This is a genomic window from Bradyrhizobium genosp. SA-4 str. CB756 (genome assembly GCF_000473125.1).
Taxonomy (GTDB): Bacteria; Pseudomonadota; Alphaproteobacteria; order Rhizobiales; family Xanthobacteraceae; genus Bradyrhizobium; species Bradyrhizobium arachidis.
The window spans coordinates 9,372,665-9,398,663 of sequence record NZ_KI421499.1 but is presented as its reverse complement, the minus strand read 5'-3'; the positions used below and the strand labels follow the sequence as shown (position 1 = coordinate 9,398,663).

33 protein-coding genes and 1 pseudogene are annotated in these 25,999 nt (G+C 58.9%); 20 read left to right on the top strand and 14 right to left on the bottom strand.

Annotation, left to right across the window (positions count from 1 at the left end; genetic code table 11):
- Window positions 1–63: 63 nt before the first annotated feature.
- On the bottom strand, window positions 64–243 hold the full coding sequence (locus BRAGE_RS0145510) for a hypothetical protein (RefSeq protein ID WP_027564663.1): 180 nt from the start codon (window positions 241–243) through the stop codon (window positions 64–66).
- Window positions 244–483: 240 nt separating this feature from the next.
- Complete coding sequence (locus tag BRAGE_RS55580) at window positions 484–645, bottom strand: hypothetical protein (RefSeq protein ID WP_156950912.1); 162 nt, start codon at window positions 643–645, stop codon at window positions 484–486.
- A gap of 1,013 nt (window positions 646–1,658) precedes the next feature.
- Between BRAGE_RS55580 and BRAGE_RS54050 the strand changes: the two genes are divergently transcribed.
- Together BRAGE_RS54050 and BRAGE_RS51365 are read left to right on the top strand one after the other, a co-directional pair.
- The gene (locus BRAGE_RS54050) at window positions 1,659–1,880 is read left to right on the top strand and encodes a hypothetical protein (protein ID WP_231164138.1); all 222 of its coding nucleotides are present in this window, start codon (window positions 1,659–1,661) and stop codon (window positions 1,878–1,880) included.
- Window positions 1,881–2,337: 457 nt separating this feature from the next.
- Window positions 2,338–2,814: a DNA ligase gene (locus BRAGE_RS51365; RefSeq protein ID WP_322596939.1), complete on the top strand. Its 477-nt coding sequence runs from the start codon at window positions 2,338–2,340 to the stop codon at window positions 2,812–2,814.
- A 167-nt stretch (window positions 2,815–2,981) separates the two neighbouring features.
- On the opposite strand, the gene BRAGE_RS0145490 is transcribed toward BRAGE_RS51365, so the two are convergent.
- On the bottom strand, window positions 2,982–3,323 hold the full coding sequence (locus BRAGE_RS0145490; protein ID WP_027564665.1) for a nuclear transport factor 2 family protein: 342 nt from the start codon (window positions 3,321–3,323) through the stop codon (window positions 2,982–2,984).
- Window positions 3,324–3,596: 273 nt separating this feature from the next.
- Between BRAGE_RS0145490 and BRAGE_RS0145485 the strand changes: the two genes are divergently transcribed.
- The gene (locus BRAGE_RS0145485; RefSeq protein WP_027564666.1) at window positions 3,597–3,887 is read left to right on the top strand and encodes a DUF1330 domain-containing protein; all 291 of its coding nucleotides are present in this window, start codon (window positions 3,597–3,599) and stop codon (window positions 3,885–3,887) included.
- Between the two features lie 1,159 nt (window positions 3,888–5,046).
- On the opposite strand, the pseudogene BRAGE_RS51360 reads toward BRAGE_RS0145485, so the two are convergent.
- From BRAGE_RS51360 to BRAGE_RS0145460, 3 genes and pseudogenes are all read right to left on the bottom strand, one after another.
- Window positions 5,047–7,427 (bottom strand): annotated as a pseudogene (locus BRAGE_RS51360) (TonB-dependent receptor).
- A gap of 99 nt (window positions 7,428–7,526) precedes the next feature.
- A complete protein-coding gene (locus BRAGE_RS0145465) occupies window positions 7,527–7,949 on the bottom strand; it encodes a DUF2946 family protein (RefSeq protein WP_027564669.1) in 423 nt (140 codons plus the stop codon).
- Between the two features lie 354 nt (window positions 7,950–8,303).
- Window positions 8,304–10,517, bottom strand: coding sequence for an ATP-binding protein (locus tag BRAGE_RS0145460; RefSeq protein ID WP_027564670.1), 2,214 nt, complete (start codon window positions 10,515–10,517; stop codon window positions 8,304–8,306).
- Between the two features lie 512 nt (window positions 10,518–11,029).
- Between BRAGE_RS0145460 and BRAGE_RS52035 the strand changes: the two genes are divergently transcribed.
- The 7 genes from BRAGE_RS52035 (at window position 11,030) to BRAGE_RS54035 (ending at window position 17,460) form a co-directional block, all read left to right on the top strand.
- Window positions 11,030–12,106, top strand: coding sequence for a GGDEF domain-containing protein (locus BRAGE_RS52035; protein ID WP_141263402.1), 1,077 nt, complete (start codon window positions 11,030–11,032; stop codon window positions 12,104–12,106).
- Window positions 12,107–12,553: 447 nt separating this feature from the next.
- Entirely contained in the window at window positions 12,554–14,113 is a 1,560-nt protein-coding gene (locus BRAGE_RS0145450) for a winged helix-turn-helix domain-containing tetratricopeptide repeat protein (protein ID WP_027564671.1), read from the top strand.
- Between the two features lie 358 nt (window positions 14,114–14,471).
- Window positions 14,472–14,924 (top strand): Hsp20 family protein, encoded by a 453-nt coding sequence (locus tag BRAGE_RS0145445; RefSeq protein WP_027564672.1) that lies wholly within the window; start codon window positions 14,472–14,474, stop codon window positions 14,922–14,924.
- An 85-nt stretch (window positions 14,925–15,009) separates the two neighbouring features.
- Complete coding sequence (locus BRAGE_RS54045) at window positions 15,010–15,333, top strand: hypothetical protein (RefSeq protein WP_084335052.1); 324 nt, start codon at window positions 15,010–15,012, stop codon at window positions 15,331–15,333.
- A gap of 21 nt (window positions 15,334–15,354) precedes the next feature.
- The gene (locus tag BRAGE_RS0145440) at window positions 15,355–15,573 is read left to right on the top strand and encodes a hypothetical protein (RefSeq protein ID WP_027564673.1); all 219 of its coding nucleotides are present in this window, start codon (window positions 15,355–15,357) and stop codon (window positions 15,571–15,573) included.
- A gap of 1 nt (window position 15,574) precedes the next feature.
- On the top strand, window positions 15,575–15,799 hold the full coding sequence (locus BRAGE_RS58155) for a Lar family restriction alleviation protein (protein ID WP_084335054.1): 225 nt from the start codon (window positions 15,575–15,577) through the stop codon (window positions 15,797–15,799).
- 695 nt (window positions 15,800–16,494) lie between these two features.
- The gene (locus BRAGE_RS54035) at window positions 16,495–17,460 is read left to right on the top strand and encodes a polysaccharide deacetylase family protein (protein ID WP_084335056.1); all 966 of its coding nucleotides are present in this window, start codon (window positions 16,495–16,497) and stop codon (window positions 17,458–17,460) included.
- Between the two features lie 547 nt (window positions 17,461–18,007).
- Here BRAGE_RS54035 and BRAGE_RS0145430 read toward each other — a convergent pair.
- The 3 genes from BRAGE_RS0145430 to BRAGE_RS0145420 all read right to left on the bottom strand — a co-directional run bounded on the left by BRAGE_RS0145430 (window position 18,008) and on the right by BRAGE_RS0145420 (window position 19,180).
- Window positions 18,008–18,316, bottom strand: coding sequence for a hypothetical protein (locus BRAGE_RS0145430; protein WP_027564675.1), 309 nt, complete (start codon window positions 18,314–18,316; stop codon window positions 18,008–18,010).
- A 103-nt stretch (window positions 18,317–18,419) separates the two neighbouring features.
- Complete coding sequence (locus BRAGE_RS0145425) at window positions 18,420–18,878, bottom strand: hypothetical protein (protein ID WP_027564676.1); 459 nt, start codon at window positions 18,876–18,878, stop codon at window positions 18,420–18,422.
- Window positions 18,875–19,180 (bottom strand): hypothetical protein, encoded by a 306-nt coding sequence (locus BRAGE_RS0145420; protein WP_141263400.1) that lies wholly within the window; start codon window positions 19,178–19,180, stop codon window positions 18,875–18,877. Before BRAGE_RS0145420 ends, BRAGE_RS0145425 begins: the two co-directional genes overlap by 4 nt.
- 376 nt (window positions 19,181–19,556) lie before the next feature.
- Here BRAGE_RS0145420 and BRAGE_RS0145410 point away from each other — a divergent pair, with 376 nt between their 5' ends.
- From BRAGE_RS0145410 to BRAGE_RS57510, 6 genes are all read left to right on the top strand, one after another.
- On the top strand, window positions 19,557–19,898 hold the full coding sequence (locus tag BRAGE_RS0145410; protein WP_141263398.1) for a hypothetical protein: 342 nt from the start codon (window positions 19,557–19,559) through the stop codon (window positions 19,896–19,898).
- Window positions 19,870–20,100 (top strand): hypothetical protein, encoded by a 231-nt coding sequence (locus tag BRAGE_RS55575; RefSeq protein WP_141263396.1) that lies wholly within the window; start codon window positions 19,870–19,872, stop codon window positions 20,098–20,100. The genes BRAGE_RS0145410 and BRAGE_RS55575 overlap by 29 nt, the downstream gene beginning before the upstream one ends.
- A 154-nt stretch (window positions 20,101–20,254) precedes the next feature.
- On the top strand, window positions 20,255–20,464 hold the full coding sequence (locus tag BRAGE_RS56550; protein WP_035730746.1) for a hypothetical protein: 210 nt from the start codon (window positions 20,255–20,257) through the stop codon (window positions 20,462–20,464).
- Between the two features lie 2 nt (window positions 20,465–20,466).
- Window positions 20,467–20,796 carry a hypothetical protein gene (locus BRAGE_RS0145400; protein WP_027564679.1) on the top strand — a complete coding sequence of 110 codons (330 nt, stop codon included), beginning with the start codon at window positions 20,467–20,469 and terminating at the stop codon, window positions 20,794–20,796.
- Window position 20,797: 1 nt separating this feature from the next.
- Complete coding sequence (locus BRAGE_RS0145395) at window positions 20,798–20,986, top strand: hypothetical protein (RefSeq protein WP_027564680.1); 189 nt, start codon at window positions 20,798–20,800, stop codon at window positions 20,984–20,986.
- 274 nt (window positions 20,987–21,260) lie between these two features.
- Window positions 21,261–21,695 carry a hypothetical protein gene (locus tag BRAGE_RS57510; RefSeq protein ID WP_035732111.1) on the top strand — a complete coding sequence of 145 codons (435 nt, stop codon included), beginning with the start codon at window positions 21,261–21,263 and terminating at the stop codon, window positions 21,693–21,695.
- Window positions 21,696–21,706: 11 nt separating this feature from the next.
- Here BRAGE_RS57510 and BRAGE_RS58150 read toward each other — a convergent pair whose 3' ends face one another.
- A complete protein-coding gene (locus BRAGE_RS58150) occupies window positions 21,707–21,994 on the bottom strand; it encodes a response regulator transcription factor (protein WP_084335058.1) in 288 nt (95 codons plus the stop codon).
- 142 nt (window positions 21,995–22,136) lie between these two features.
- On the opposite strand from BRAGE_RS58150, the gene BRAGE_RS0145390 reads away from it, so the two are divergent.
- Window positions 22,137–22,328, top strand: a complete 192-nt coding sequence (locus BRAGE_RS0145390; RefSeq protein WP_027564681.1) for a CsbD family protein — start codon at window positions 22,137–22,139, stop codon at window positions 22,326–22,328.
- Window positions 22,329–22,454: 126 nt separating this feature from the next.
- Here BRAGE_RS0145390 and BRAGE_RS0145385 read toward each other — a convergent pair whose 3' ends face one another.
- The 4 genes from BRAGE_RS0145385 to BRAGE_RS51335 form a co-directional block, all read right to left on the bottom strand.
- Window positions 22,455–22,943 (bottom strand): hypothetical protein, encoded by a 489-nt coding sequence (locus BRAGE_RS0145385; RefSeq protein WP_027564682.1) that lies wholly within the window; start codon window positions 22,941–22,943, stop codon window positions 22,455–22,457.
- Between the two features lie 286 nt (window positions 22,944–23,229).
- The gene (locus tag BRAGE_RS57505; RefSeq protein ID WP_231164139.1) at window positions 23,230–23,562 is read right to left on the bottom strand and encodes a hypothetical protein; all 333 of its coding nucleotides are present in this window, start codon (window positions 23,560–23,562) and stop codon (window positions 23,230–23,232) included.
- Window positions 23,563–23,836: 274 nt separating this feature from the next.
- Complete coding sequence (locus BRAGE_RS0145375) at window positions 23,837–24,043, bottom strand: hypothetical protein (protein ID WP_027564683.1); 207 nt, start codon at window positions 24,041–24,043, stop codon at window positions 23,837–23,839.
- A 33-nt stretch (window positions 24,044–24,076) separates the two neighbouring features.
- Complete coding sequence (locus tag BRAGE_RS51335; RefSeq protein ID WP_141263394.1) at window positions 24,077–24,286, bottom strand: hypothetical protein; 210 nt, start codon at window positions 24,284–24,286, stop codon at window positions 24,077–24,079.
- A 38-nt stretch (window positions 24,287–24,324) separates the two neighbouring features.
- Here BRAGE_RS51335 and BRAGE_RS52025 point away from each other — a divergent pair, with 38 nt between their 5' ends.
- The 3 genes from BRAGE_RS52025 (at window position 24,325) to BRAGE_RS57845 (ending at window position 25,927) form a co-directional block, all read left to right on the top strand.
- Window positions 24,325–24,525 (top strand): hypothetical protein, encoded by a 201-nt coding sequence (locus tag BRAGE_RS52025; RefSeq protein ID WP_051378349.1) that lies wholly within the window; start codon window positions 24,325–24,327, stop codon window positions 24,523–24,525.
- Window positions 24,526–25,096: 571 nt separating this feature from the next.
- Window positions 25,097–25,309: a hypothetical protein gene (locus BRAGE_RS55565; protein WP_141263392.1), complete on the top strand. Its 213-nt coding sequence runs from the start codon at window positions 25,097–25,099 to the stop codon at window positions 25,307–25,309.
- A gap of 474 nt (window positions 25,310–25,783) precedes the next feature.
- Complete coding sequence (locus tag BRAGE_RS57845; RefSeq protein ID WP_084335068.1) at window positions 25,784–25,927, top strand: ABC transporter substrate binding protein; 144 nt, start codon at window positions 25,784–25,786, stop codon at window positions 25,925–25,927.
- Window positions 25,928–25,999: the final 72 nt, after the last annotated feature.

Below are 25,999 nucleotides of genomic sequence, written 5' to 3'. Positions count from 1 at the left end.
AAAACGGGCTTAGGTTTCTAGAATACCTGTAGAAGGGAAACGAGGCCGCAAACTGAGGCGGCCTTACTGCCTTGTGTGGCGCTTCAGCCGAACGACGTGTCGTTCTCGCTGCCAAACATCAAGGTCGTGCCCATCACGTAATTGGGCCGCCTTCTCTTCGGCTTCTTCGTCGTTGGCGCAATCCAGCTCATGCACGCCGGTAATGCGCCCGTCATCATCAAGGATGTACGCGCGGTAGTCCATGGCAGTCGTTCCCCGAGCGGAACAATTATAGCACCGTGCAAATGACTGAAAAGCGAATTTAGGGCCCCTTTTCGAAACCTTTGCGCCGTTGCGGGATTACACGCTCAGCTCGGGCTATCCGAGCCGAACGATGGGTAACTTTGCCCCGGCCGCGTGGTCCCCCGCTGCCGGGGTTTTTACTTTAGGGCGGGTTGCGGAAATCCTACTGCCGGCCAATCTTTCGACCGGCCAGCCCCTCGCTTACTGCTCGTGAGAGGTCTGCCTTTGTGCTTTCTCCGCCATCGCCATCCACTCCTCGGCCAGCTTTAGCCATGCCTGCTTGTCGTCAGCGCGGTTGGCCTTCTCTGCCTCATCAAAGCAGGTCTCCGCTTCGCGGAGATATCTGGCAGCGACATCTTCCATAAGCGGCAAAATGCGTAGGCTGGCCGAAAGTGCCCACGTGGCCGAGAATCGTCTGAGTTACTTCCTAATCGTCCCAAGTCAGCCTTTGACAGCCGCTGCACTTGAAGATCCGTACTTGCTTCTCAGTACGTGCATACAGAAAGCTCTGCATCTGAATGAGCCGACCATCGCAATGAACGCAGGTGATGAATTGCGCAGGCTGAACCGGCTTGGAACCTGTGAGTAGCATGGTGATGCTCCACATGCGCTTCTGAGCCCACGAAGCTAGCGTACCACCGAGCCGTCCTTCTTGAATTAAAGTAGGATAGCCATTCACATATGTAGTGGTCGGAAACCGGATATTCGGGAAAAATTGGAAGACCGGGGCTGGCCGCATATTGCACGTAGACTTTTCACCCGGTTCATTTGACCTTGCGCGGGCCGCAGCGATTAAGTTCGCTGCGGCCTTCGCCATCGACAAGGGCTGGCGCGAACTGCACGAGAGCGGAACTTACATCCGCTCGCTGCCGCAAAGCGAAGCCTGCTTGCACGCAAGTAGGTGCAGGAACATCTGGCAACACTCAAATTTGTCCTCCTGCCGGGACTGCCACGAACCCGGTGGAGCTACATAACTGGAGTGGCTCTTGGAATGCGGGCCCCGGTCATATCCCCATTTGGCCGGGGTCCGGTCGTACAAGGTCCGCCGCCGATTTGAGGCTGCGGCAGTTCAGCGGCTCCGGATGCCAGACCTTCGGCACCGGGAGAGCTAAGACCTCATAAGCCTGAGCCAGCGTTTCGCGCGAGCGCCGAACCAACTGTCGCGTGAACTCATCTTGTTTGTATATGCAAGGTCGAACCTGATCCTGTGGCCGCATGGACCATGCGCCGACTATGTACCAAAGTGCACTTAGCGTCCTTCATCTAGGAACGAAATTGGGAACACGACACTGCACGCAGCAGCGTAGACCGGAACGTTTGAAGTGTCGGCGCGATTGATCAGACAGAGCACAACGGCTCCCCTAGGGAGGGGCCAGATGATGGACAACAACAGCTCGATCTTCGATGAGCTGAGGCAAGTCGAACGCGACGTGGTCGAGGGAGAGCGCCGCCTCGCAGAACAGGAACGTTTGATCGTTGAGCTGAAGCGTGGCGGACAAGACACCGAGCCCGCCGAACAGGAACTGGAGAGGCTGCGCAAGGATCAGCGCCTTCGCAATCAGGGTCGGCAACGGCTTCTATCGAGGCTTCAGCCCTGAATCATTGTACAGCTCGGGGCCCCTGCCAAGGTAATAGGAACGACGCGGGGCGGTGAAGGGGGAGGTCCGACATGACTTTGCGGGCGTTGCGCCGGCACGCATTGTGAACCACCCCGAGCGTCCGTGGGAAGGGCCGAAGGCCTGCGGCTGCGGCGGCGCGGGCGCGCCTTGCCCGGTCTGCAACAGGGTCGGCCCCGACGAGATGCCATTGCTGCCAAACGGGTTCGAGACCAGCTTTACGACCACCGAGATCATGCGGCCGTTCCTGCGTAAGCCGGGACGAGGACCTAAGAAATAGCTGCAAGGACTCCCGCTCGACGATTCCCCGCCTATCTGACGAGCATGCTTAAAGTGTTTGAGTTCTGCCTGCCCACGGCCGCCAAGACCGTGCCTGACGGCCCCGATTGGATCCACGAAGTCAGGCTATCGCCTGCGCGTCGCGCGACAGGGCAAGACGGTGCGGCTGATTACCCGTAATGGCCACGACTGGACCAGACGCTTCCCATGGATCGTCGCGGCCGCGCTGAAGAACCGAGAGCAGCAATTCGTCATCGACGGCGAGGCCGTGGTGCTGGGTCTCAACGGCATCTCTGATTTCAACGCGCTGCACTCGCGCCGGCACGATGAGGAGGTGCAACTCTACGCCTTCGACGTCCTCGCCCTCGGTGGGAAGGATCTACAGCAGCTGCCGCTCTCAATGCGCAAAACCAATCTCGCGCGGTTGCTCCGCGGCGGCCCGGACGGCATGTTCATTGCTCCGTGGGAGCCTGGCGCGATCGGCCCCGACCTGTTTCGGCATGCCTGCCACATGGGCCTCGAGGGCATCGTCTCCAAGCGCCGAGACCGGCGATTTATCGCCGGCCGCCCGCGGGAATGGATCAAGGTCAAGAACCGGCAGCATCCGGCTTTCGCGCGGGTGATGGATTCGTTCTAGGGCGGGAGCGTCTGCTTCATGTGTAGACTCGAGCGTCAGCGGTTCTTGTCGACTGCTGCCCTTCTGCGAAGTTGGGCGGGTCTGACGGAGGTTCGCTCATTGCGGCAGGCGGACCAGATTTGCTCAATCTGAGTTATTCGCATTTTGACCCTTAGCAGACTCCGCCTTCAGGAGGTGAACGAGGCCTGACGTGTCGGCCTGCAGCTCAGTGTCCTGATTTTCCCGGCATCATCAAAGTCTAAGACCGCCTGCACTGCAGTTTCCCCACTGACGTAGGAGATTATTGCGCCACCCTGCGAGGGCTGAAGATTGTCCAGCTCGGCAGCTGGGTGTTCCTGCAGATGGGCAGCCCAGTAGCCTCGCAGGTTTTCTCTGCCGGAGATCGCCAATTGGTCACAATCGCAGTAGACCACAGCATCTTCGGCGTACATTTCGAGTAGCGTTTCGATATCGCCGGCGCGGTAGGCATCGAGCCAGTCGACGGCGGCGGCCATCGGGTCAAAAGACATACAAGCACCTCCTGCGCCAGAAAAAGAAATTGGCCGGGGTACCCAGCTCAGTCTCTTCGCGAGTCGACGCGAAGTTTTTGGTCTTCAGTCGGCCAAGGCCATATGCCGAGTGCCATAGGGCGGATACTTATCCGCAGAGCGGTCCAGATTTGCTCAACCTGAGTTCTTCGCATTTTGACCCTTCGGACATTTGATTTGACGCGAGTGGATGCAGCCCCCGATGCTGCCTCAGTGGGGAGCGGCGTTCGATACAACTGGATCGGGAGACCGCAAATGGCGGCTTACGTGATTTTTGACGTCGATATTCGTGACTCAAAGCAATACCAGGAATTCATGTCGGGTGTGAAGCCTGCCCTGGAGATGGCCGGCGGCAAATATCTGGCTAGAGGCGGAGCTCACAAGGTCTACGAAGGAGATTGGGAACCTCGAAGGATTGTCTTGTTGGAATTCCCGTCGATCGCGGCATTTGAGGCGTTTTACAATGGCGCAATGTACCAGGGACTCAAAAGCATAAGAGACGCTTGCAGCTCAGCGCGGTTGGTCGGGGTGGAGGGCCTCGCCTGACGGCTCGCTGGGCCGCACGTTTGGTGTCCCGCTTTTTGCCCATCAGCGAAGTGGCGGGTCACCGCTTTGAGGTCTGCTTCGCGGAGTCTAGCGGACGCGAATTGCTCGCGTTGAGCTTTCGCATGTTGACCCAGAACTGACCTCGAACGCAATGATCAAATTGATGCGCCGCACCTACTTTGGACAACTCAAACCGCTGGCGCTCATTGGCATTCCTGATACTCTTCGTTTCGCGACTGCATTTGCCAAATCTTCCACGTCCTGATGGGGTGCTGGCATGTGGATGTGTTACACACGGCTTTCACCAACCGCGGCCGGAGTTCTGGTGCTTTTAGTAGCCAATCACCCCCCTGCATTCGCTCTCGGCAGTCACGTAGGGCACGACGATCCCTGGAATTCCGAACGTATCGATCGTTTACCGCCCGAGGTTCGAAGTGCCATCACCCGCATGTGCGGGAACGCGACGGCGGCTCATTACTTTGCAACCTTTCTCGACAATTCACGGCTGATCAAGCTGCACTTCGAATATCTGCATTGCGATGAGCAGGCAACGTTTTGCAGGGGCACCAGTTGCCTGCGACAGGAGTACATCTCTACGGGTAGGCGTTACCGGCTCCAGAAAAGCTATTACGGCCGCGACAACGACTGATCGCCAATCGTCATGGCGTCACCTCAGGCTTGTCATTTCCCGGAAATCTGTTGAGTAGCGGACTTCGACTCACCGCTCGATGCGTGGGTCCCGAAGCCGGCTCTGGCAACATCGATCCAGAACTTGCTTCGGTGATCATTCCAGACCGGGTCCTAGAATATACGGCCTCACCCCATCCGCTCTCAGTCCGAGACGCGCGATCTCCTTGTCGGAAAGCCGTCGCCGCGCGATCCTTTTGTCTTCGCGAACGAGACCCGGATACCGCAGGATTTCCTCTTCCGCCTCACGAGCCTCACGTATTCCAACGGCGAAGAACCGGGGATCAGATGCGCGGCCCCCGATCAAGTGAACCTCGACGAGCCAACCGCAGGTCGCGAGTTCGATCGCATTCCCGGGCCCGGTCTCGGCGCCGACACCGTGCAACCCACCAGCCATTGCCGCGCTACCTCTGCCACTCATCTTGAGACCTCTTTCGACCGTCAGCGGCAGTTCTCCTTTCGGCCGTTCGGCTCAAAACTTCAGGTTTGCAAATGCCCGCACGCCGATGCCGGGCAGCAGCACCTGGTCCTTGGTGTAGGACACCGAGTTGCGGATGCTCTCGTTCAAGAGATTGTTGCCGACGAGGCCGACCGTCATCTCGCGCGCGCCGAACCAGGACGGATCGAGCTTGGTCTTGTAGCTGACGTCGGCCTTCAGCAGATTGTAGCCTGGCGTCGGCGTCTCCGCGATCGGGGCGATGTCGTTCTGCGCGAACGCATGCAAGAGGTTGATGCGCATGAACCAGTTGTCATCGCGCCAGTAGACGCCGCCGCCGACGCGTGCGGGAGGAATCCGCGGCACATTGGTGCCGTCGGTGAAGGTGGCGCGGACGACGTCGAACTGGTTCTCGATGCCCCAGATACCGCCATTGAGCGGTCCGACGTCGAGCTGGCTCTGGAACTCGCCGCCGCGGAAGACGGCGTCGCTTGCGAATATCTCGCTTGCTGCAGCTCAAGTTGGTCCGGATTGGCGATGTCCACGCAAGCCGCCTCGTCGCATGTGTTGCCGGTCAACCGGCGGAATATGAAGCCGTTGAACTTCGTGTAGTACCCGGTGAGTTCGAATCGGAACGGCCCTGTCGCCCGCCGCAGCCCAACCTCGATCGATTTTGCCGTTTCGATGCCGAGGTCTGGGTTGCCGATGTCGAAGGTAGCAGTCGCGTCATGCGCGCCGCGCGAAAAGAGCTCTGCCGGTTTCGGCGCTCGTTCGACGTATTGACCGGTAATGCTGGCCACCAGATTCCACGGCAGATTCTGGAGCAGGCCAATGCTCGCGCTCTTTGGCGTGAAGTCCAGATTGCGCGGCGTGGCGGGACCAATACTGGCGGGGTCGACGTTGACGTCGAACACGGGAGGTATGAATGCCGGCGTTGTCCCGGCGAGGTTGACGTGCTCAATGCGTCCGGCAATCTGCGCCTTGGTGGTCTCGCTGAATTTCAGCTCGTTGAAGACGTAACCGGCGACCCTGTTGTTGTTGTTGGGGTTCCAAAGTCCGTTCAGCGGGCTGCCTGGATCGTCAGGACTCGGTGCGGTGAGCTCCTGATGGCCTCCCTGCATGCCGAACGCGGTGGTTACCTGCGCGAAGCGGGCGTTGAACGGCATCATCTGCACTTCAACGCGCGCCTCTTGCTCCTTGTTGGTGAAGGTCTGGCGTACGCCGTCGCTGAACGGATCGGCTGGGTCGGCCAGCCCGAGCTCATTGTGCCGGTAGTCGGTTGCGCCGGCCCAGAGACGGATCGCATCGATGGCCGCTGCATCCGGCCGGTATTCGCCCTTCATGGTGATTTTGGTCTGATGCGCGTCAATGCGGGTGTTGTGGTCGGCTCCATCGATGCCAGGGATGTGATAGAGCGAATCGTTTTGCGTAATGGCGGCGCCAATAAAGCCGCCATTGAAGATGTAGGAGCCGCCGATCGAGGCACCATCTGCCTGCACGGCCGAATTCGGCTGCTGTCCACCGACTGGCCGGGTGTGGTCGAACAGGTAGGGATAGCTGGGAATGTTATAATCGCTGGCCGTGCGACCAAAGGCGTCGGCGTGAAACGCGAAATTGCCTCCGCCGGTATCGAGCAGGATGCCGCCATCGACACCACGATCGACGGAACTCACCGCCGTTCGCGTCTCGACGTTCACGCAAGGTGACGTTGGCGCGGCAGCCAACGGCGCTTTCGCCGGTAGTCCGTAGGTCTGGAACGGAGGGGCCGGGCATGTGGGCAGGGCATCCGGAATGCGGTTGTTGGTCGCACTTACCACGCCGCCGATCGAAGTCGAGCCGTAACGCATCGCAGCCGGACCACGAATGACCTCGACCTGGTTGGTGGCGAGCGGATCGACCGGCACGAAGTGATCTTCCCCCAGATCCGAGGCGCCGCCAGCGTTGTTGCCGTTCTCGATGATTCCAACGCGATTGACGTCGAGACCTCGGATAATCGGCCGGCTCGAGGCGCCTGGTGCGAAGGTCGAGCCGGTGATGCCGGGCTTGGAGAACAAGAGGTCGCCGAGCTGGGCGGTGCCCTCCCGGCGAATTTCCTCGTTCGGCACCACGGTCACCGTTGCGAACTGGTCGGTCACGACTTGCAGCACGCCCTGTTGCGCTGCTGCCGGGGCCGCAGACGCAGGTTGGGCTTGCGGCGCGCGCTCGCGAGTGCGTCCGGGTGCGCTGCGGGCGACGCGCACGGGGGCGCGCGTGGGAGTAACGACGCGCCGCCGCACGATCGGACTGGGCGCAGTTACGGTGACGGACGGCAGTTCGGTTGCCGGCTTCTCCTGTGCCGTCGTCGGTGTCGCCACTGCGGCAAGCAGGAGCCAGCTCGCTCCGCCGATATGGAATGCTCGAGTGGGCCTGGAAGCCATGATCCCGATCCTGCTGCCGTCGAGTGGAGTGACGGCTCGATATCGATCGTTCCATTGCTGTCGCTTTGCGTGACGCGGGCGACAGCGATGATCACATCATCAATCGGTGGACAGGGGAGGCGCGCGGGACTGGAACGCCGAGCGTGCTGATTGCACGCGGGGGAAACCGGCGTCGGTCGCAAGATACGGGAGATCGATGGTCTGCGGCAGCAAGAGCACCGGTGGTGCCGCCAAAAGCGCGCTGTCTACGAGCGAAATGACTGCACAGATCGCGCAAGCGCCGGCCGGGTGGTCACGATCATCGTTGGAAGGTGGCTGTTTCCGAGAGGCCTCTGTGGGAGTAGCTTGGGTAAGGACGGCCACGCTGCTAGGCGGAGCCACTTTCGTCAGCGATGTCCAGGTCGCTGGCACCGCCTTGGCGGCCAAGGCATGGAAATGCCCGAACGACAGCGCGAACTCGACGACAAGCGCCAACAGCGCCAGCCGCGAACCAAGTTTCAGGTGCTTCCGAAACCAATTCATGCCGCATCACGCTTGCCGGGAGCCACTCAGGGACCCAGCTGTCCCAAGCGTTACTTTATAACATGGAAGCCGGATTGCAATGTGAACTCTTGGCATCGGCAAGACGCAATTGCTGCTACGCATGAGTCCGGAAGTGGCCCATCGCTGACCTCCCCTATTGGCCTCGCACGGTCCGCTTCCGAGGCCTAAGCGGAAAGCCATCGTGGAGACGCCGAGGGGAGCCTTTGACCCGTTCCGGACATCCTGCCGACGCTTGACCCCGATCTCTTTACCCAGTCAGAATGAGGCCTGGTTTGAATAATTCGGATTCTCCCGGTTTCGGGGTGGATCGTCGCTCATTGGCAGAAGGCTTAACTAAGGCAGAGCCTGCTCCCCCTGGATCGCCTCGACGATCGAACCGTCCAGCGCCCCAACTTCCTCCGGCTTTAGTTGGGATGAGATGGCCGAAAGGGCCGATCCCAGAGCATGGCGTCGCTTGGGATCGCCTTCGCCCTTGATCGCCTGGCGGACCGGCTCAGCGAGTGCCCTCGCGTTGTCCGGCCTTAGGAGAATTGAAATCGCCGCAAATGCCTGCGTCAGGGTGCTCATGTGAGCCGTGTCCGCCGTGTTCTGGATCTTCTGGATGACGGAACTAGCGAGGGTCTGCACCTCCTCCGGCCTTAGGTCCGATGCGACGGCAACAAGTGCGCCTTGCAATGCAATCATCTGATCCGCATTCGTGGTGCTGTTCATGGTGTCAATCATCCGGCCCGCAATTGCCTGCACCTCTCCGTGCTTGAACAATTGAAGGGCTCTTACATTCTGCATAAACATTTCCGTCCGAGCATGAATTAGATCACGGTCTGTTGTGCTATGGATTTCTTTAAAGAAGGAGGCGGTGGCTTCCCGCGCTCTACTTTCCATATTCCAAAAGATCAAACCGCTCAGAAGACCTAGAACTAGAACAAATGACCCGCCTACGCTTAACAGCCGAGCTGGGAGGCGGGCGAGACTCAAGGCGGCATAACCTCGGCTGTTGCCATAGCGGAACCGGCCTTTCATCCGCGCCCATGCTAATCGGAATTGCATCCCGACAGGCAGGAGGGCCTTCCACTTTTTCCAAAGCGTGCCGGCATCCTGAAACGCCTTTGCGCTGTCCTCAAGAAGATAGTGCCAGCGGTTGGCCCGCCGCTCGGCAGCCAACACACCGCGAACCAGATAATCGTGGTCAAGCCGGTAGACAGTGTGACCACTGCCCGGCTCGCTAGGGCTACGAAGCACTTCCCCCCGCTCCAGTTCGTCCAGGGCCTTGTCGAGCTCGGCGCGAGCGACGGGCTGCCCGCTCGATTTCGCAAGGACAGCTAGAAGATCCTGGCTGCCGCGAGACCGCGTTTTGGTCCTGTTTAAGGGATCAATCAGGTCCACAAGCACTGCCCGGACCTGACTGGGTGCCATCCTGACTTTCCGCGCGGCTCCGTTGACTTGCTGCTCGATATAAAACGCCTCGATTCCCGCTACGCCACCAACCCGCTCATATTGCTTAACGTTGAGTGGTTTTAGGCTTTGGATGCCGCCGAGCATGATCTTGAGCTGCTGGGGCAGTATGACGTCTTGTTCGGAGACGTCGCCTATGATGCGGTCGCGCAGTTTGGTCCAGCCTGCGTCCGGATCGGCAATCACCGGCGCCGCAGGAGTCCCTTCCGTGAGGCGAGTGAGCAGTTCGGCAATATACGGAGACCGCACGCGATCTAGGCGCAAAGCCTGCACAGATCCGAAAAACTCAACAGAGCTGAGGCCAGCGGCAGTATCGCTCCGCGTGACGAACAGGCAACGCAGCTTGTCCTGTTCTAAGAGTCCTGCGACCATGCCCCAGAAGGGATTGCTCTGTCGCAATGTAGCAGGATCGAGCCATACGTTATTAGGCAGAAAGCGCTCCCTGTTACGCGCTTGATAGTCGTCGAACTGGTCGAAGATAATGAGTGGGGTGCGCATTTCCTTGTCATTGAGTCGGACAAGCTCCTGTTCCAAGTCCGCGAGCGCGGGCAACCGTCGTCCGCACGATGCTGACGGACCGTCAGTTGGTTTGGCCTTGGCATCGGAGCCGACGGTGCCACTTGCAATCAAGGCGCTCTTCAGGGCCTTAGACGGACTCCACTCCCAATCATCGACCCACCAATCGTCGAGCAGAAGCGGTTGGATAGATCTGTGATCCTTGAGTTTCGGCAGGAGTCCAGCCCGCACGAGTGCTGATTTGCCAGAGCCCGACTCGCCTTCCAGAAAGGTGATCTGCTTGGCGAGGCATCGCTGGAGAAGATTTTTGATGTCATCTGCACGGCCGACAAGATGCTCGGAGCTGTCGCGATCAAGCATAAGCGCATCGGGCTTTAGAAGGCGAGAATGGCGTGTGCGCCATTTAGCTAGCATCCATATGCCAAGAAGAAAAATTGCGACGTACAGGGTGACAGCCGCCCAAAGCGGCAGCCCGATCGTCTTTTTGATGATCTCAGCTGCCGCGCCAATGAGGCCGCCCGCGGCAGTGAGGATCCCGGACATGAGCAGAAGTTGCTTTTGGGTGTTCTCTGAGATCATGCTTTTCAACTCTCGAAGATTTTCTGCTTGAGTTTGAAAAAAGCAAAGCCGTCGCTGAGAGCCAGACCGACATCCCATGGAAGGCAACATTCCGAGCCTGATCTTGCTCGGACGCCATTATCGCTGCTGGGGAGCGCGTGAAACTATCGCGGTCTTATCGAAGATCGAGTCATCATCTGCTCCTCAACGGAACGACTCGGTCTAATGTTAATATGACTCTGCTGGAAGGTGTGTGAAGAGGGTCACACTTGATGATGGCAAGTCAACAGCATTTCCGGTTGTGGCCCATCGGCGACGTTGCGCCGCGTCTGACGGAGGTCCGCCTATCGCGGCAGAGCGGACCAGATTTGCTCCACCTGAGTTCTTAAGCATTTTGACCCGTTGCAGACCTCGAGCACGTTCGGCGAAGATATCTCCAATTTTACCTATTGAGAGAACCGGGCGTTCAGCGCAATTGTGAACTTGGTAGCAATCGAGACGTGCTCAAAGGTCAATGCCTAGGGAGCTATCAAGTGTTGCCCAACATACAGTTTATTGATCCAAAATTGCCGCATTCAGCGGCCCGCAGCCTTCAATCGATGCTCGCGGATGAGCGCTTTCTGCTCCCTTACCTGCTAGCGCTAGCACTGTTTTCGACTGCGTTGGGGCTGACGGCAGGGGATGTGGTGATAACTTCCTTGGCGATGACAAACGTCACGTTGGCTCTATTTCGCATCGGGTTCGTAAAACTATGCAGGTCAAGCCCCGCTTATTTGCCGACCTTGCTAGCGATTGGCGTCACTTATTCCGCGTTACTCGCTGCTCTCGTTGTGCGAGCATTCTCGCTCGGGAATGAAGTTGCTATCGCTCTTGTGGTGCTGGCCGCTTCGGGGCACATTCCCGCCGTGACCATCAGAGGCGCTGCAGTACCGGCGCTCGCAATTCCGAACGTCTCCACGCTGTTTGCGTTGCTTACTACAGCGGCGCTGGCGCACGGCACCGATTATTGGGCAGTTGCAGCGATACTAATATGCTTTTGGATTGGGACTCTTCAGCAGATAAATTCATTGCACAGCCGAGTTCGTGATCAGCTCCTTGCAAAGGAATACATGTCACGGGCAGCTCTAACAGACGCATTGACGGGACTTGCAAACCGTGCAGCGCTCGACGATGCGCTTGAGCGACAGTTAGCATCTGGCGTCACGGTAGTCGCCCTGATTGATCTAGATCGATTTAAGGCTGTCAATGATACGTATGGGCATGACACGGGCGACGAACTGCTCAAGTCAGTTGCTACACGGATCCTCGATGAGCTCGAAGGCCATCATCTCGTTGTGCGTCTCGGCGGCGACGAGTTCGCCATACTTTTTGAAACAGGATTCGGAGCGGCGAATGCTACACGCGAGGCAGAGCGCATTGTATTGGCACTTGAAAGACCTTTTGTCATTGGCCCCAACATGGTCACTATAGGCGCGAGCATCGGCATAGCTGCAGCGGTTCACGGAGATACTGCCCGCTCACTCAAGCGGCGCGCAGACGACCGTCTCTACGATGTAAAGCGCGGAGGGCGTGGATACGTCGCCCATGACAGTGCTATCGCCGCTGCTTGACCAGGGACATCTTAGTACGACGACTGCTTCTGGCCCATCTGCGAAGTGGCGCCTCGTCTGCCCAAGGTCCGCTAATTGCGCCCGAGCGGACCAGATTTGCTCAATCTGAGTTCTTCGCAGTTTGACCCATACCGGAAGTCGGCATCTGTGCCACGATGCGGCTGGCCGAGTCCAATTCCGACCGGCCACCACTGCCAGTTTCGACATCGCAGTCGCTCCCATTTCCGCCATTCTTGAAACGCGCCCGACAAATTCTTGAGGGTGCTGGGATCGCGTCGCTGCGACACGGTCGTCTGAGCTAATTTATTTCCACTCAGACAAGGCGCCAAGTCCCCGGTGAGCACGCTTGACGTGCTGCTTACATTTTCTTTACCGGCAGCTTATTCTTTGTGTTCCAAGTGTCGCTAGAGCCCCGATGACCGGAGACCCCCTAAAGGGATTGGCAGCTTGCGCTATCTTTTCGAGAAGTACGCATTCGACACCGACCGGCGCGAACTGCATCGCGGGGCAGACGTCGTCTCCGTTGCGCCCCAGGTATTCGACCTGATCGATTACCTGATCCGCAACAGGGAGCGAGTTGTCAGCAAGGACGACCTCATCAAAGCTATTTGGAATGGGCGCAGCGTATCCGACGCGGCGCTGACAACCCGTCTGAATGCCGCCCGGACTGCAATCGGCGATTCCGGCGAGGAACAGCGCTTCATCAAGACACTACCGCGCAAGGGCTTCCGTTTCGTCGGAGCAGTCCGGGAAGCGAAGGAACCAGCAGGCGCAGCAGTTGCCGACGACCAGCTAGAACTTCAAAAGCCCGACCTTGCGCTCCCCGACAAACCTTCCATCGCCGTGCTGCCGTTTGAGAACATGAGCGGCGATCCCGAGCAGGAATATTTCGCCGACGGCATGGTGGAGGAAATCATCACTGCGCTGTCGCGCTTTAAGTCTCTGTTCGTTATCGCACGTCACTCGAGCTTTACCTTCAAAGGCAAAGCTGTCGATTTCAAGGAGGTCCGACGCGGGCTTGGCGTGCGCTATGTGCTTGAGGGATCTGTGCGCAAGGCATCTGGGAAAGTTCGCATCACAGGGCAATTGATTGATGCGGTGACAGGTGCCTATCTATGGGCGGACAGATTCGAGCGCGATCTGACGGATATTTTCGCTCTCCAGGACGAAGTAACGCTCGCCGTCGTCTCGGCTGTTCAGCCAAAGATGCTTCAAACAGAAATCGAAATGGCGACGCGGCGGCGACCAGAGAACCTCACTGCCTATGACTTTTTTCTCCGATCCATACAACAGTATTACCTGACGACCCGCGAAAGTTTGGCCGAGGCGATCAGGCTCGCTCATCGCGCTTTGGAGCTAGACCCGAAGTTCGGCTCTGCGGCGGCTCTGGCAGGTGACTGTCATGCGAGCAACGTCGCTTTAGGCTATGCCAACGATCCCCAGTTCGACTGCAAGGAAGCAGTTCGGCTTGCTCGTTTGGCATTGAGGATCGATGATGGTGATCCGGACACGTTGTCAAGGGTTGCCGTAATCTTGGCGGGCATGGTCGGCGATAGTGAAGCCGAGATCGAAATGGCTGACCGGGCGGTCGCGCTCAACCCAAACTCATGGCGCACTTGGAACAACAGAGGCTGGGTCTATATAATGGCGGGGCTGCCGGAGGAAGCGATCCGAAGCTTTGAACGCGCCATTCGCATGAGCCCGGTAGACCCGCTGCTGCACATGACGTTTCTTGGCATTGGGCATGCCCTTATGGGGCTTCGCCGCTTTGACGAGGCGATCGTCGTATTGAAGAAAGCCCTTCGTCAGAATCCCTTCTTTGTGCCAGCTTGCCGCGGCCTCGCGTCCGCCTTCGCCCATCTCGGACGCGACGCTGAGGCGCACGCCGCGGCGGCGCGCGTGCTTGAGATCGATCCCGCCTTTACAATATCGGCGCATATCGCCCGGGTCCCCAAAAACTCGAAGCTGTTTATTGAGGGTCTTCGGAAAGCGGGGTTGCCCGAATAAGCTTCCTGCGCTGTGCGGACGATGTGATCGAATGACCGCTTCTGGCCCTTAGCCGACCCGAGCTGAGGCATGACCATGTCGGCTATTTGGACGCAGACCGCCGCTTGTGCCCCCGAGCGGCCATAGAGCGCAGCGAAGCGGTTGAGACCTTCCACGACAAACAACAACGCTTAGCCAGACCGCCCGTTAAGGCCCTAAAATTTTTCGTTACCCTCTTGAAACTTTTTTGCCCGTGGCAGATTTTTTGGTCGCCGCAGACATGGCGGCCGGGGCGCCTTCGGGGCCCCGAAAACAAGGCGGGCGCCGGACGGTGTCCGGTGCCAGCTCGTACCCAACTTGCTCTTTGGAGGATTTGGCTATGAGGTATGATTGGACTCCCCTGTGGAGGTCGACGATTGGGTTCGACCACCTGTTTGACGTTCTCGACGAGGTCCAGCGGACCGCCGAAGAGAGCTATCCCCCCTATAACATCGAGCGGCTCGACGAGAACCGGTTCCAAATCTCGGTGGCGCTCGCCGGATTCTCACCGGACGAGGTGGGCCTTACGGTGGAGCAGAATGTCCTGACGTTGGAAGGCCATAAGGCCGAGAAGGACGAGAAGACCTTTCTGCATCGCGGAATGTCGACACGCTCGTTCAAGCGCCAGTTCACCTTGGCTGACCACGTCGAGGTCAAGGGCGCGCACTTCGAGAATGGTCTGTTGGTCATCGAGCTTCAACGCGAGATTCCCGAGGCCATGAAGCCGCGGCGCATCGCCATCGCGGGCGCAAGCGCCGGGCAGGTCAAGCAGATCGAGGGCAAGGCCGCCTGACCAACGCGGCTTGGTTCCGATCGCCGCCGCGCGGGATTGCTCCCGCGCGGCCACCTTAATGCGACTTATGATGGGAGGTTGAGCCATGCGGACGACGCCCGCACACGATAACGTCTTCGATTTAAATGCCCTTCTTCATCCCGGCACGGTGTTCTCGCATCCGCGCGACGTCGTCGCTGACCCGACTTTGAGTCTGGCCGAGAAGCGGGCCATCCTCGCGTCATGGGCTTCTGACGCCTCGGCGATCGCGTCCTGTCCAGCGTTGCGCTCACCGGTGGGACTAAAGGCGTCTGTTCGTATCGACGAAATTCTGGAAGCGCTACGCGCGCTGAATGGGAACGGTCCGCGCAACCCGCCGCGCGGCAAGCCCATGCGTCTGCGCTCGACTGAGCGTTGCGCTGCGGCGTGAGCGAGGGTCTCAAATGATTCCATGACTGACGTCACACAGCTGATTCCAGGTCGCTTCTATTGGGTCCTTGTGCGCTCAAGCACGAAACATCCCGAGTGGCAGCCGGCACGTTTCACCGGCACTACTTGCCAAGAGGACGGCGCGAAGTGGGACTTCATCGGCTTCAACAGCGACGTCGGTCATCATTTCGTCGAGGTCGTCGACATCGGCCCAGAACTACTGCCTAAACGCTCGTGTTAAGATGCCTAGGAAGCCTAGCGACAGCCCAGCTATCGATCCACTGCGCGGACTCCCCATTTCTGTACAACCGCTGCGGCCCTGTCCTTTCTGCGGCAGTTCGGAAGTTTGGATCAACAGCGACATCGATCCAAAATTTGCAGTATGTAAGGAATGTTCAGCTTTCGGCCCCAATGCGCCGACCGTTAGGCAGGCGGCCGAGCATTGGAACAAACGAACCAGCTCCTAAGGCGCACGCGATACATGCCTGCTCCGCGCCGCTCGATCTCGCATACGGGATTTTTTGCCGCAGCGATGTCCGCTCGTGGCCCTTAGCGGACCAATCGCGGTTTGTGTGCCACGGCAGCTTTTGACCCAAGTCCGACATGCGGGGAGCGATCCCTCGCGATGGCATCCCGGGACATTGTCGCTATCACCGGCTTAGCGAACGGAATCCGCCGGCAGGCCCTCGTAGCCACAATTGGGTAATCACTATTGCCCTCGGCTGTACCCTAATTCTCAACTCTCTTCCTACATTTGCGTCGAAGTTTACGAGCAGAGTGCGATTTTGGGGGGACAGATGGCTGCATTTGATGCCCCAGTAGCTGTCATTGGTGTTGGTCCATTCGACGCATCGACCGCCACGCGTTTGCGGTCTTGGGGCGTAAACCTTCTTATCTTTAGCCCACCCGTCAACTGCCGGCGCAAGTCTGAGCGCTTTGCTTCCAGTTTGGCGGATCCGGCCGAGTACTACTCTCTACAGAAGTCCCGCAAAAGGGCAGCGCGGACGTTTTCTGAAGCTGACCGTCCTGACCGAACGGATTTCTTCCGTGGAGGTAGCCTCAAGTGAAGCAGCTGTTAAAACATAGCCTGTTTTATGGAGTTAAGGGTCTCGGACTTCTCCCGGTTTGTCGCAGATTTTTCGCTGGCAGAGCGGTCATCTTGATGTTCCACGAGATTCAGCGAGATTGTCGGTCGGAATTGATGACCGGCGCTTCGGTTGAGCTTTTCGAGTTTTTGGTAGATTGGCTGCAACGAGAAGGATGGGCGATCGTTAGTCTCCAAGAGTGCCTTAAGCGCTTGGCCGAAGATGACCGATCTCGCCGCTATGCGGTCGTCACTTTCGATGACGGGTACCGGGACAATGTCTCGGTAGCGCTTCCGATCCTCGAGCACCACAACGCTCCATTCACAATGTATGTGCCGACAGATGCGTTAAAGCGGACCATGCAGTGCTGGTGGCTGGGAGTGCGCGAACTAATTCGCTCGAGAGAAGCGGTAACGATCGACGCAATGGGTGCGCGGTTTCGTTGCCCTGATGAGCGGAGCAAGCGAGCTGCCCTCGGCAAAGTAAGAGACTGGGTGCACCAGGATTATAAACGTGCCGCGTCGCTCACGGCGACATTCGAAAACGCCGGCATTTCCACGGCGGCGCTGAATGATCGGTATTTCCTGGATCCGGGCGAGCTCCAAAGTCTGGCGCGTCATCCTCTCGCGTCGATTGGCGGGCACACGACCTCACATCGAGCGCTCTCAGACCTGGATGAGACCTCAGCGCGAGCCGAACTGATCGATAATCGGAACTATCTGGAGAATCTACTTCAGTTGCCTGTCAGGCACCTCGCTTATCCTTATGGAACCCCCGGCGCGTGCGGTCTGCGAGAGGAGTATCTCGCCAACGAAGCGGGATACGCGAGCGCCGTAACAACACGACACGATCAGCTAACCGGCGATCGTCTCGACCCATTCGCGCTTCCCCGCATTGGGGTGGACAGTACGTATGACACAGAAGCTTCCGTTGCTGCTCGATTAAGCGGGGTACAGTTGGCAGTGCAAGCGCTTCTCGCGAAACGACCACATCGTCATTCGTCGAAAGAAGCTTCGCACCTGACTCGGCCGACAGCGGGTTGACACCGCCGCAATCTTCGGAGGGCCCCTCGCTTCTGTTGAGGCGCTTACCATACCACCATCGCTGTTCGTGACCGCAGACGAAGCGACGGAATAGCGTCAGATGTCCGCGTCTGGCCCGAAGCGGACTTGGGCCGCCCTGATTTGAGCCTCAACTCTAGCTCCAACCTCTCTGCGTCAAGAGCCGGCCCAATCCTAACCAGTTTGCAATCAGAAACAGGAGGATCACCGCCATGACAACGAAGAACACGCATCCGCCCGCAAATGAAGGACGATCAGAAGGCTCGGGTGGGGGCGGAACATTAGTCATGCTAAATCCCAATCTAAAAAACGCCTTGAATCAAATCGCATTTAACACGCTCTGGTTGCAGTTCTTCTCACGGCGCAGCCCCCTTTTTGTTGACTGTTATCAGATCGTGAATTCTAGCGTCGCAAGGACCGCTCATGGCCCATCGCGACATATTGCGTGGCCGCACGAACTCGGTCGCTTTTGGGGGCAAAGCAGACACTGCGTTCGTCGCATCACGCCGCCGGGTTTACGGGGCACGGCCTAGGTCACGACCGAGATGCTTGCCCGACGGCGCCGGAGCCTGTCCTGGGCCTTGCGCGCTCGCTCCTCGTTCCAGGCCGCGATCATCATCTCGTTCGCACGACGTTTCTCCGCTTGCTCTGCGTAGTAGAGCGCGAGCCTGTCGGTCTTATGCCCGGTCTGCGACTTGATCCCCTTCACCCCGACGCCGGGGAGAAGCGAGATCTCGCTTGCGCCGGTATGCCGCAAGCCATGCATGGTGAAGCCCTTCTTCTGTCGCTTCTTTCGGACCCCGATCCGCACCAGATGTGCCTTGATCGCAATGCTCAATTACCGAGCCCTAGTCCAAGAACACCTCCATTTGTTGATGAGGATGTACTCCGATTTGAAATCGCCGCGGCTGAGATCTTCTTCGCCGCCTCAAGCTCCTGGATCAATTCGTCCGGCAGCAGGTGATAATTGGGCTCCGCGAGACGCCCTTCTTCGTGGTCTTCTCGGGCCAGACGTAGATGCCCTTCCCGTCGTAATGCGACCACTTGATCCGAATCGCATCGCCGCCACGCTGCGTCGTGAAGTGAAGCAGTCGGCGCGCGAGCCGCAGATTGTCTGTCGCCGTCGCGTCGAATTTATCTTGAACGTCCTCTGGCCAGATCAGGTGAGGCACGCTGTCAGATGCGCTGTGCTTCCGTTCGATCTCGATGGTCGGGTTCGGCAGGTCGCTGATCCCGTACGCTTCATCCTCCCGCACCGCGATCCAAATGTTTGAGATCATGGTGAGGTACAGATCAGACATCGAGGCCCTGCCGTCCTCCTCAAAGATGCCATTGACGAAACGCTGCGCGGCTTTTCTGGTCATCTCGCGCAGCGGCTCATTGCCGATCTTGGCCTTCACATCTCTTCGAGCAGCGGGATGTAAACCTCGTGCGTCGCTTTCTTCTTTCTCTTGAAGGCTTGCGAGTTGCGGTAGATCCCAATCGCCTGACCGATGGTGCCGGTCTTTGCCTTAGCAAACTTCTCAGGCGTGGGCTTGGGCGGCTCGGGAAGACCGGCATCGATCTGCATCCTGCGCAACTTGTGAGTGCAGGCGTCATATTGCCGCTTGAACTCTGCCGACGCCTCATCGATGGGCAGCGGCAACAATTTGCCGCCGAACTCCTTCGGCATCCGGAAATACAGATAAGGCCGCCCCTTCACGACCTTCCTGTAAAGGTAGTCAGTCCTTTTACTCCGACCTTTTGCACTGGCCTCTTCCTCAAGCTCACGCAGGCGTCGCAGCAGCGAACTCTCACTTCCCGGTTCGTCCTTCAGATTGTCGAAGGCCGCGTCGAGTTCGAGCCGATCCCAAAGCGAGGCGTTATAGGTGCTCCACTGCCGACACGTTCAGCGGCGCGCAGGATTGCGCAAAACACGCCAGCGACAACCGGCGAGACGATGAAGGCGATCACGAACCAGCCGAAGCTCGACCGATTACGCCTCACGCTGGTGAATGTGCCAATGGCGACCGAGAATGCAGTCCAAGTTAGAAAGTAACTCATCCTATTAGACCGTTTGTGCTGCTATGATGGCGATCATGAAGCTGATCGCCGTCACTGGGATTGACCGTCGGCCGATTACCCATGTCGTTGCCGACGGGGCGCAGTACAACGTCGTCACCATCCCCGGCTACACGGGCGGGACGTGGCCCAAGGACAACACGACCGGCACCGTCATCATGTGGACGATGGCGTGCGGACCGACCTACACCGTGCCGTCGCTCAACAATTGGGTCAATGGCAACTACGTCGCGGGTCCGGGACAGGTGAACGCCACCGCCGCGACGGATGACTACTTCCGCCTTGGCGGCGTGCTCGCACTGCCGAGGAGCTACGCGCCAGCAGCCGCCTATGCGGCAAACATCCTGCCCGTTCGATGAGGAGCTGGCGATCTGTCAGCGGTACTACGAAAAGAGCTTCGCCTATGTGACCGCGCCAGCTTCCAAACTTGGTACGTACAATCGGTTGCTTCGGGTTCTTTCAGGCGACGGCTGGCGCTGGCTCGCAAATGTGCGGCTCCATCGATTGGAAACGCTCGAAGCGCGTGCAGCCGACCCCGAGTTTTTTTCAACCCGGCTGTAGCGAACTCTCAGATCAGGAACGGGAGCCAGGGTCTCGACTGGTCAGGCACCGCCGCAACAGCAAGCGAAAGCGGCGCTATCGTTTTCGGGAACGGCGCCGTTGGGTCAGGTGCAGGCTCATCGAACTATGTGCATTGGGTCGCAGACGCGAGGCTATGATCGCTGAATATCAGCTCACCGAGACCGATGTCGTGATCCGCACCGCTGACGGGGCCAGCATCCCGAACGATCAGGCCAACCGCGACCGCATCGAATACGAGGCTTGGCTTGCGGCGGGCGGCGTGCCCGATCCGGCCAAGCCACCGATCAATCCCGCCCTCGACACCAAGCCCGCACGAACGGCGGCGCAAATTCTCGGAGCCTAGCCATGTCCGCGCTTGATCTAATCGCCACCGCGTCCGATCCGACCTTCGCGGGTCGCGTCATGATGATCATGTTCAAGGTGGCGCAGAATGTCGCCGGTGAAGACCCAGCGACGGCAAACCACGCAGAGCGCATCGCCTACGCCAATCTGGTGATCCGGGGCGAGGAGAAGCCGCAGCTCGTCTCCGCGCACGTCATCTCATCGAACCCGACCATCGCGGCGGCCATCGAAAGCGACCCGGACGCGCTCGGCTCCAACGTGCCCGATGGCGACATCGAATTTGCGCTGGCCTCGATCTGGGATGGGCGCTCGCTGGCATTTGCGGCGGCGTGACATGGACGCGCTGCGGGCGGCAGCTACGAGCGCGGTCGAGGCCTTAAAGGGTCAGCCATTGCTGCTCGCGCTCGTGATGATCAATCTGCTGTTTCTGATGGGCTTCGCGTTCATGCACCGCGAGATAGCGCAAGCCGTTGCACGAAAGGATGCTCTGCTCGCCGAAATCGCGAGCCATTGCCTGAGATAAGCGCGCGCCGAAACAGACGGCTCTCCTTGAGCTTGGCCCCGCTTCGGCGGGGCTTTTTTGTTGGCTATGCACGTTGGCTTGAGAACTGGGGCAGGCGTGTACTCTTAATTCCCACGCTGCTCTGTTCCGCTCCTAGAAGCAGACATCACAGGGTCGAAGATCGAGGACCGGTAAGGGCTATTACCGAAGTGATTGCCTGCGCGTTGACCTACATCAACATCGCAACTAGGGGAGCCGACCAATTTTGCTCGCTCTCGAACTTCGGAGGAGCATGATGTTCAAATACATTCTCGCAGCTCTAGCAGCTTTTGTTCTGCTCACCGCAACTCTGATCCCTGACGATGCGTATGCGCGCCGTGGCGGCGGTGGCGGCTTCCGTGGTGGAGGGGGCTTTCACGGCGGCGGCATGCGGGCCGGAGGCTTCCGAGGCGGGGGCATGCACGCCGGACGTATCGCACGGCCAGCGCATCCGATAGCAGGTCGACCGATAGCGGGGCGGCCTGGCCGCCCGATCGCAGGTCGCCCCGGCCGTCCCATCGCGGGTTACCCCGGCTATGGCCGTGGCTACTATCGGCCAGGTTTGGGATATGGCGCTGCGGCGGTCGGCGCAGCCGCTGCGGCGGGTGCCTACGGCTACTACAACTCTGGTTGCTACTATGACAGCTACGGACAATACATTTGTCCGGGGCGTTATCCGTACCAGTATTGATCAGCCAATGTTTAGGACGGCGGTTCGCAGCCGCCGTCCTCGTGCTTCGGCCAGAGCGACGCTTCGTCAGCTCCTTCGAGACTGTAAGATGGCCAAGATGCCCATCGCGCGGCGGCATCTACAATCTGAGACCGGGACGTGAGTTGCAGTTTTTGCAACAGCCGCTCCCGCTGTTCGCCAACTTGATCAACTCTTCCGCCGATCTGAGCTGCAATGGTTTGGTCAGAGCAGCCCCTAGCTAAGCGCCGCAACAGGCGCTTCTCCCGCGGGCTCAAGATGGGAGCACCACCCTCGATCACTGCGTGAGCCCTGCATTGCTACAGAACCCGCATAGCACAGACCGGTCGAAAGAGACTGTTCACTTTTGGCCACAATGATCTCTAGGAACCTCTCTGATACGCTTTCGTTGTGCCGTCTTAAGGACGGCAAAGGAGCAGGATCATGGACCGTGAACATGTAAAAGGCGCTGCCGACAAGGCAAAAGGCGCGATCAAAGAGGGTGCTGGCAAGCTTACGGGCGACAAGGATATGGAAGCCGAAGGCAAGATGGATAAGGCTAAGGGGTCGGCCCACAACGCTGCGGGAGATGTGAAGGACGCAGCGCGGGATGCTGCGGACGCCCTCAAGAAATAAGTAGAAGAAGGAAGATCGATCTGGAACTAGCCGCCGCGAGGCGGCCTTTTCTTTCCAAACACGTCCCAGATCAGAACTGGTCCTGCACCCGGCGGAAGGCCGAATACCCTGCACCTCGGCGATTTCTCAAGCCTGTCGACCCGCGAGCTTTCGGGACGCCTCGGTGCGCCAGAACGGGTATCCAGCCAAATCTTTCGCGTGCTTGCCGAACATGTCGATCCGTCTGGTCGCAAATTCCGACATAACTGCGAAAAACTCGATTGGCGACTTGATCGTCGCAAGCGACAGGCAGAGGTCGCAACTAAGTTGCAGATTGTCCTGCGCCATTTGAATGAGCTTAGCGGAATACTCCGGCCCGTTAGCCGTGGCTAAAACAAACCATTGCTTTGGGTCGTCATCCTTCTTCTGACTGAGATCGGTTAGCGCCCCCGCAGGAGGCACAACGGCGGTAGTCTCGGGTTTAGGATCGTGTTGAAGAGGCGTCTCCATCGAGAGTGCGGCAACGGAGCGCAGAAAATTGTCTTTCGGACTTTTAACGATGTCCTGCTTGTTCCGTTGGGCCCGCATTGATTTCGGGACGCGCTTTGACGCTTTTGCCAGTTTATGTTTGCTCATCTGACGCTCCGAGAAAAAAGTCATTTTTGCAAAGACAACTGACGGCGCGGAGCGTTCCAAGGACTGAGCATTAACTTGCGTACGGTCCACTTTTACACACAACTTATCCTCCTTTTTCGTGCTCGCTCAGAATTGGTCCTGCACGCGACGATAGGCCGGGTGCTTCGGGTTCTTTACTTTGATCCAGTGCGTGCAACGGCCAGCGCCATAAGCGCGCTCGCGGTGCTTCGAGATGAGCCCTTCGAGACCCATGATGCAGGCGTGACGGAATAGATCGGCCCCGATCTCACCTTGCTCGAACGGGGCGGCTTGGATGCCTTCGGCTCGGCCCCGCAAGGTTCGTCTTGCGGAGCGAGAGCGGCAAGCGGCAAAGGTCGTCGCCGTCGGCGCACAGAATGTCGAAGGCGTAGAACTGGACCTCGTGATCGTGCTTGCGGGAGTACAAGGCATCGAAATCGGATCTTCCATCGACGTTCAGGACCACAGCCTCGCCATCGAGGATGAACTGCGTGGTCCTGATCTTCAGCGCTGTCTCGACGATCCACGGATAGCGCTTGGTCCAGTCGTGGCCGCCTTTGGTGATCAGACGCACCCGGTCGTTCTCCCGCACCAATTTCATGCGGTAGCCGTCATTGCTTGATCTCGTGGAGCCATTCGGGGCCGGATGGAACCTTCGTGCCCTTAACCGGGATGGCGAACTCAGTACGCGATGCCATACGCCGCATCTATGCACGGTGCGGTAAATCGCAAGGAACGGCCCCGGCCAGCGGGCGATTGGAGGGGATTGCGAGGCCGGGGCCGCCGACTTGGCGCATTGCCAGTGCCAAGCACCAACGAGGCTACTCGACCGGCAGGCCGGGCTTCTGTCCGCTTCAGCACCTTGGCGGAGAAAATTACGACGCCGCCGCAACGAAGCTGCTCGTCGACTTCTTCCCGTGCTCGTCGCGGCCCTGCTCGCTGCCCGGCACCATCCAATGGCACTCTGACGGCGAATGCACCCTGTAGTCGCCCTTGCGCATTGGGAGATAGACCACGAAGTCAGCGTAGTCGCCAATGCAGTCCATTTCCACGTAGGTGATGGCGAAGAAGTTCTTCCGCATTGCTCTGCCCTCAAATACGGGGGAGAGGCCGCGCTAGAGGAGCGTCAACTGAATATCCGCCTGCCGCCCATGGGTTTGAAGAACTTCCTCAAGAGATGGCGGAACGTCGGTGCGGTCGGCGCAGCGCTGTTGCAGTTCCTCGGCGATGTCCTCGGAGGCGTCCCTCGACCATCCCTCGCCAGTGTTGAAACAGACGATGCGAACCGGGCTGCTGTATTGCCCCTCCATCAGATGGCGGAGCAATGTTTCCCGGTCGGTGTGCTCCTCGTCGGTCTCCGCCGATGACCGCGCTGTTGACCCTGCTGCTCGGCGAGATTGGGGACGCCGCCGAAGGCGATGCGTGCGCAAGGATCAGCGCCTTCGCGAACAGGATCGGCAACGGCTTCTATCGAGGCTTCAGCCCTGAACCGTTGGACAGCTCGGGGCCCCTGCCAAAGGTAATAGGAACGACACGGGGCATCGAAACCTTTTCTGCCTGTTAGCCTTTCACTAGGGCTGGAGGAAGGGTTGGCGGGACGGCTCTCGTGCGCTCCACTGGAGCCGTCTCCCTATTCCATCGGGGTAGCCTCAAATTTAATCCGCGATCAGGGTCATTTCGTACATACGAAGAGAAAGCGAAGGCCGAGATTGCTGCCAGTGCATGCGTTGGTTAGCGTGCGCTGGCGGCCCCGGCTCGTCCCCCACCAGCCCCGGAGATGGGCTGGGGGCCGTTCTGACCCAATGCCCAGCATCGAAGGGGGTCCGACATGACTTGCGTGCGCTGCGACGGCACGCATTGGGTTTGCGAGAACCACCCCGACCGTCCGTGGGAAGGGCCGAAGGCCTGCGGATGCGGCGGCGCGGGTGCGCCCTGCCCGGTCTGCAATAGGGTCGGCCCTGACGAGATGCCATTGCTGCCAAAGCGGTTCGAGACCAGCTTTACGACCATCGACATCATGCGTCCAATTCTTCGCAAGCCAAAGAAACAATAGCGAGCCACCGGACCCTGCATAGATCGCGGGTCATCGACTGACCTTGACGCCCCCGGCCCGACCCGTTTGGATTACGGGTCTGTTGGAGCAAGCGTCATGCGTATCTCGCCGCCAATTCGAGGCTGCGGCGCCGAAGCTGGCGGTCACATTGCAACTCGTGCCCGCCAGAACGGCCGAGGAGTTTGATACCGCGTTCGTTAGCGCTGCCGTTCCCGCTCTATCTGGTATCTTTGCCCTTGCCGTTGAATACGCTGCTGCTCTTGATGCCGCAGGTATTCAAGGTATTGATTCCTGATCAGTCCCTTCTGTGAGTCTGATACGAAAGGATTGGAAGGGTCTAAGGAACGTTCAACTTGCTCACGGTAGGCGTTCTCGTCGCGGTAAGCGATTCCGGACCAGGATTGCCGGCGGATAGACCTGTTCCAATCCGAAGATTGGGCATGAACAGGCGATAGTGTGATCAGGACAAAGACTAGGGCTATCGTAACACGGTTCATTACTATTCCTCTGCTCTGCTTTCACTACCAGTGCCCCACCCGCAACCACAGGCAATAGTGACGTATCTGCCATTCCGCGATGGATAGGGCGCACGCCGAAGCCGTAGTGGCGCTTGGCTCGTCGCTTACTTACAGCCATCGGGCGCGTTTGGGCGACCTTGCGCGCGAGCACCGTCTGCCGAGCGTGCTTCTTAGCGATGCAGGCGGTCTCTTGAGTTACATGCCTAACATCAAAGCCATGTTCGGCCAATGCGCCGGTTACGTCGACAAGAATCCTCAAGGGCGCCAAGGCTTCCGATCTGCCCGTCCAGGAGCCGACCAAAATTGATCTGATTGTCAATCTAAAGATCGCCAAGGCGCTGGGTATCACAATCCCGCCTTCGATCCTCGCCCGCGCCGACGAGGTGATCGAGTGAACCTTGTATTTCCGGTTATGCCCATCTGCGAAGTTGTGCGGCGTCTGTCGCTAGTCCGATCATCGCGACAGA

Coding starts and splice junctions, on each gene's coding strand:
- BRAGE_RS0145445 (WP_027564672.1), top strand. CDS start 14,472: ATGAGGTATGATTGGACTCCCCTGTGGAGGTCGACGATTGGGTTCGAC.
- BRAGE_RS52025 (WP_051378349.1), top strand. CDS start 24,325: ATGACCGCGCTGTTGACCCTGCTGCTCGGCGAGATTGGGGACGCCGCC.
- BRAGE_RS0145395 (WP_027564680.1), top strand. CDS start 20,798: ATGGACGCGCTGCGGGCGGCAGCTACGAGCGCGGTCGAGGCCTTAAAG.
- BRAGE_RS55580 (WP_156950912.1), bottom strand. CDS start 645: ATGGAAGATGTCGCTGCCAGATATCTCCGCGAAGCGGAGACCTGCTTT.
- BRAGE_RS58155 (WP_084335054.1), top strand. CDS start 15,575: ATGCCTAGGAAGCCTAGCGACAGCCCAGCTATCGATCCACTGCGCGGA.
- BRAGE_RS54035 (WP_084335056.1), top strand. CDS start 16,495: ATGTTCCACGAGATTCAGCGAGATTGTCGGTCGGAATTGATGACCGGC.
- BRAGE_RS0145385 (WP_027564682.1), bottom strand. CDS start 22,943: ATGAGCAAACATAAACTGGCAAAAGCGTCAAAGCGCGTCCCGAAATCA.
- BRAGE_RS56550 (WP_035730746.1), top strand. CDS start 20,255: ATGATCGCTGAATATCAGCTCACCGAGACCGATGTCGTGATCCGCACC.
- BRAGE_RS0145410 (WP_141263398.1), top strand. CDS start 19,557: ATGAAGCTGATCGCCGTCACTGGGATTGACCGTCGGCCGATTACCCAT.
- BRAGE_RS55575 (WP_141263396.1), top strand. CDS start 19,870: ATGCGGCAAACATCCTGCCCGTTCGATGAGGAGCTGGCGATCTGTCAG.
- BRAGE_RS0145510 (WP_027564663.1), bottom strand. CDS start 243: ATGGACTACCGCGCGTACATCCTTGATGATGACGGGCGCATTACCGGC.
- BRAGE_RS57505 (WP_231164139.1), bottom strand. CDS start 23,562: ATGAAATTGGTGCGGGAGAACGACCGGGTGCGTCTGATCACCAAAGGC.
- BRAGE_RS54045 (WP_084335052.1), top strand. CDS start 15,010: ATGCGGACGACGCCCGCACACGATAACGTCTTCGATTTAAATGCCCTT.
- BRAGE_RS57510 (WP_035732111.1), top strand. CDS start 21,261: ATGTTCAAATACATTCTCGCAGCTCTAGCAGCTTTTGTTCTGCTCACC.
- BRAGE_RS0145465 (WP_027564669.1), bottom strand. CDS start 7,949: ATGAATTGGTTTCGGAAGCACCTGAAACTTGGTTCGCGGCTGGCGCTG.
- BRAGE_RS0145490 (WP_027564665.1), bottom strand. CDS start 3,323: ATGTCTTTTGACCCGATGGCCGCCGCCGTCGACTGGCTCGATGCCTAC.
- BRAGE_RS0145440 (WP_027564673.1), top strand. CDS start 15,355: ATGACTGACGTCACACAGCTGATTCCAGGTCGCTTCTATTGGGTCCTT.
- BRAGE_RS54050 (WP_231164138.1), top strand. CDS start 1,659: ATGATGGACAACAACAGCTCGATCTTCGATGAGCTGAGGCAAGTCGAA.
- BRAGE_RS0145485 (WP_027564666.1), top strand. CDS start 3,597: ATGGCGGCTTACGTGATTTTTGACGTCGATATTCGTGACTCAAAGCAA.
- BRAGE_RS0145375 (WP_027564683.1), bottom strand. CDS start 24,043: ATGCGGAAGAACTTCTTCGCCATCACCTACGTGGAAATGGACTGCATT.
- BRAGE_RS0145400 (WP_027564679.1), top strand. CDS start 20,467: ATGTCCGCGCTTGATCTAATCGCCACCGCGTCCGATCCGACCTTCGCG.
- BRAGE_RS0145390 (WP_027564681.1), top strand. CDS start 22,137: ATGGACCGTGAACATGTAAAAGGCGCTGCCGACAAGGCAAAAGGCGCG.
- BRAGE_RS0145460 (WP_027564670.1), bottom strand. CDS start 10,517: ATGATCTCAGAGAACACCCAAAAGCAACTTCTGCTCATGTCCGGGATC.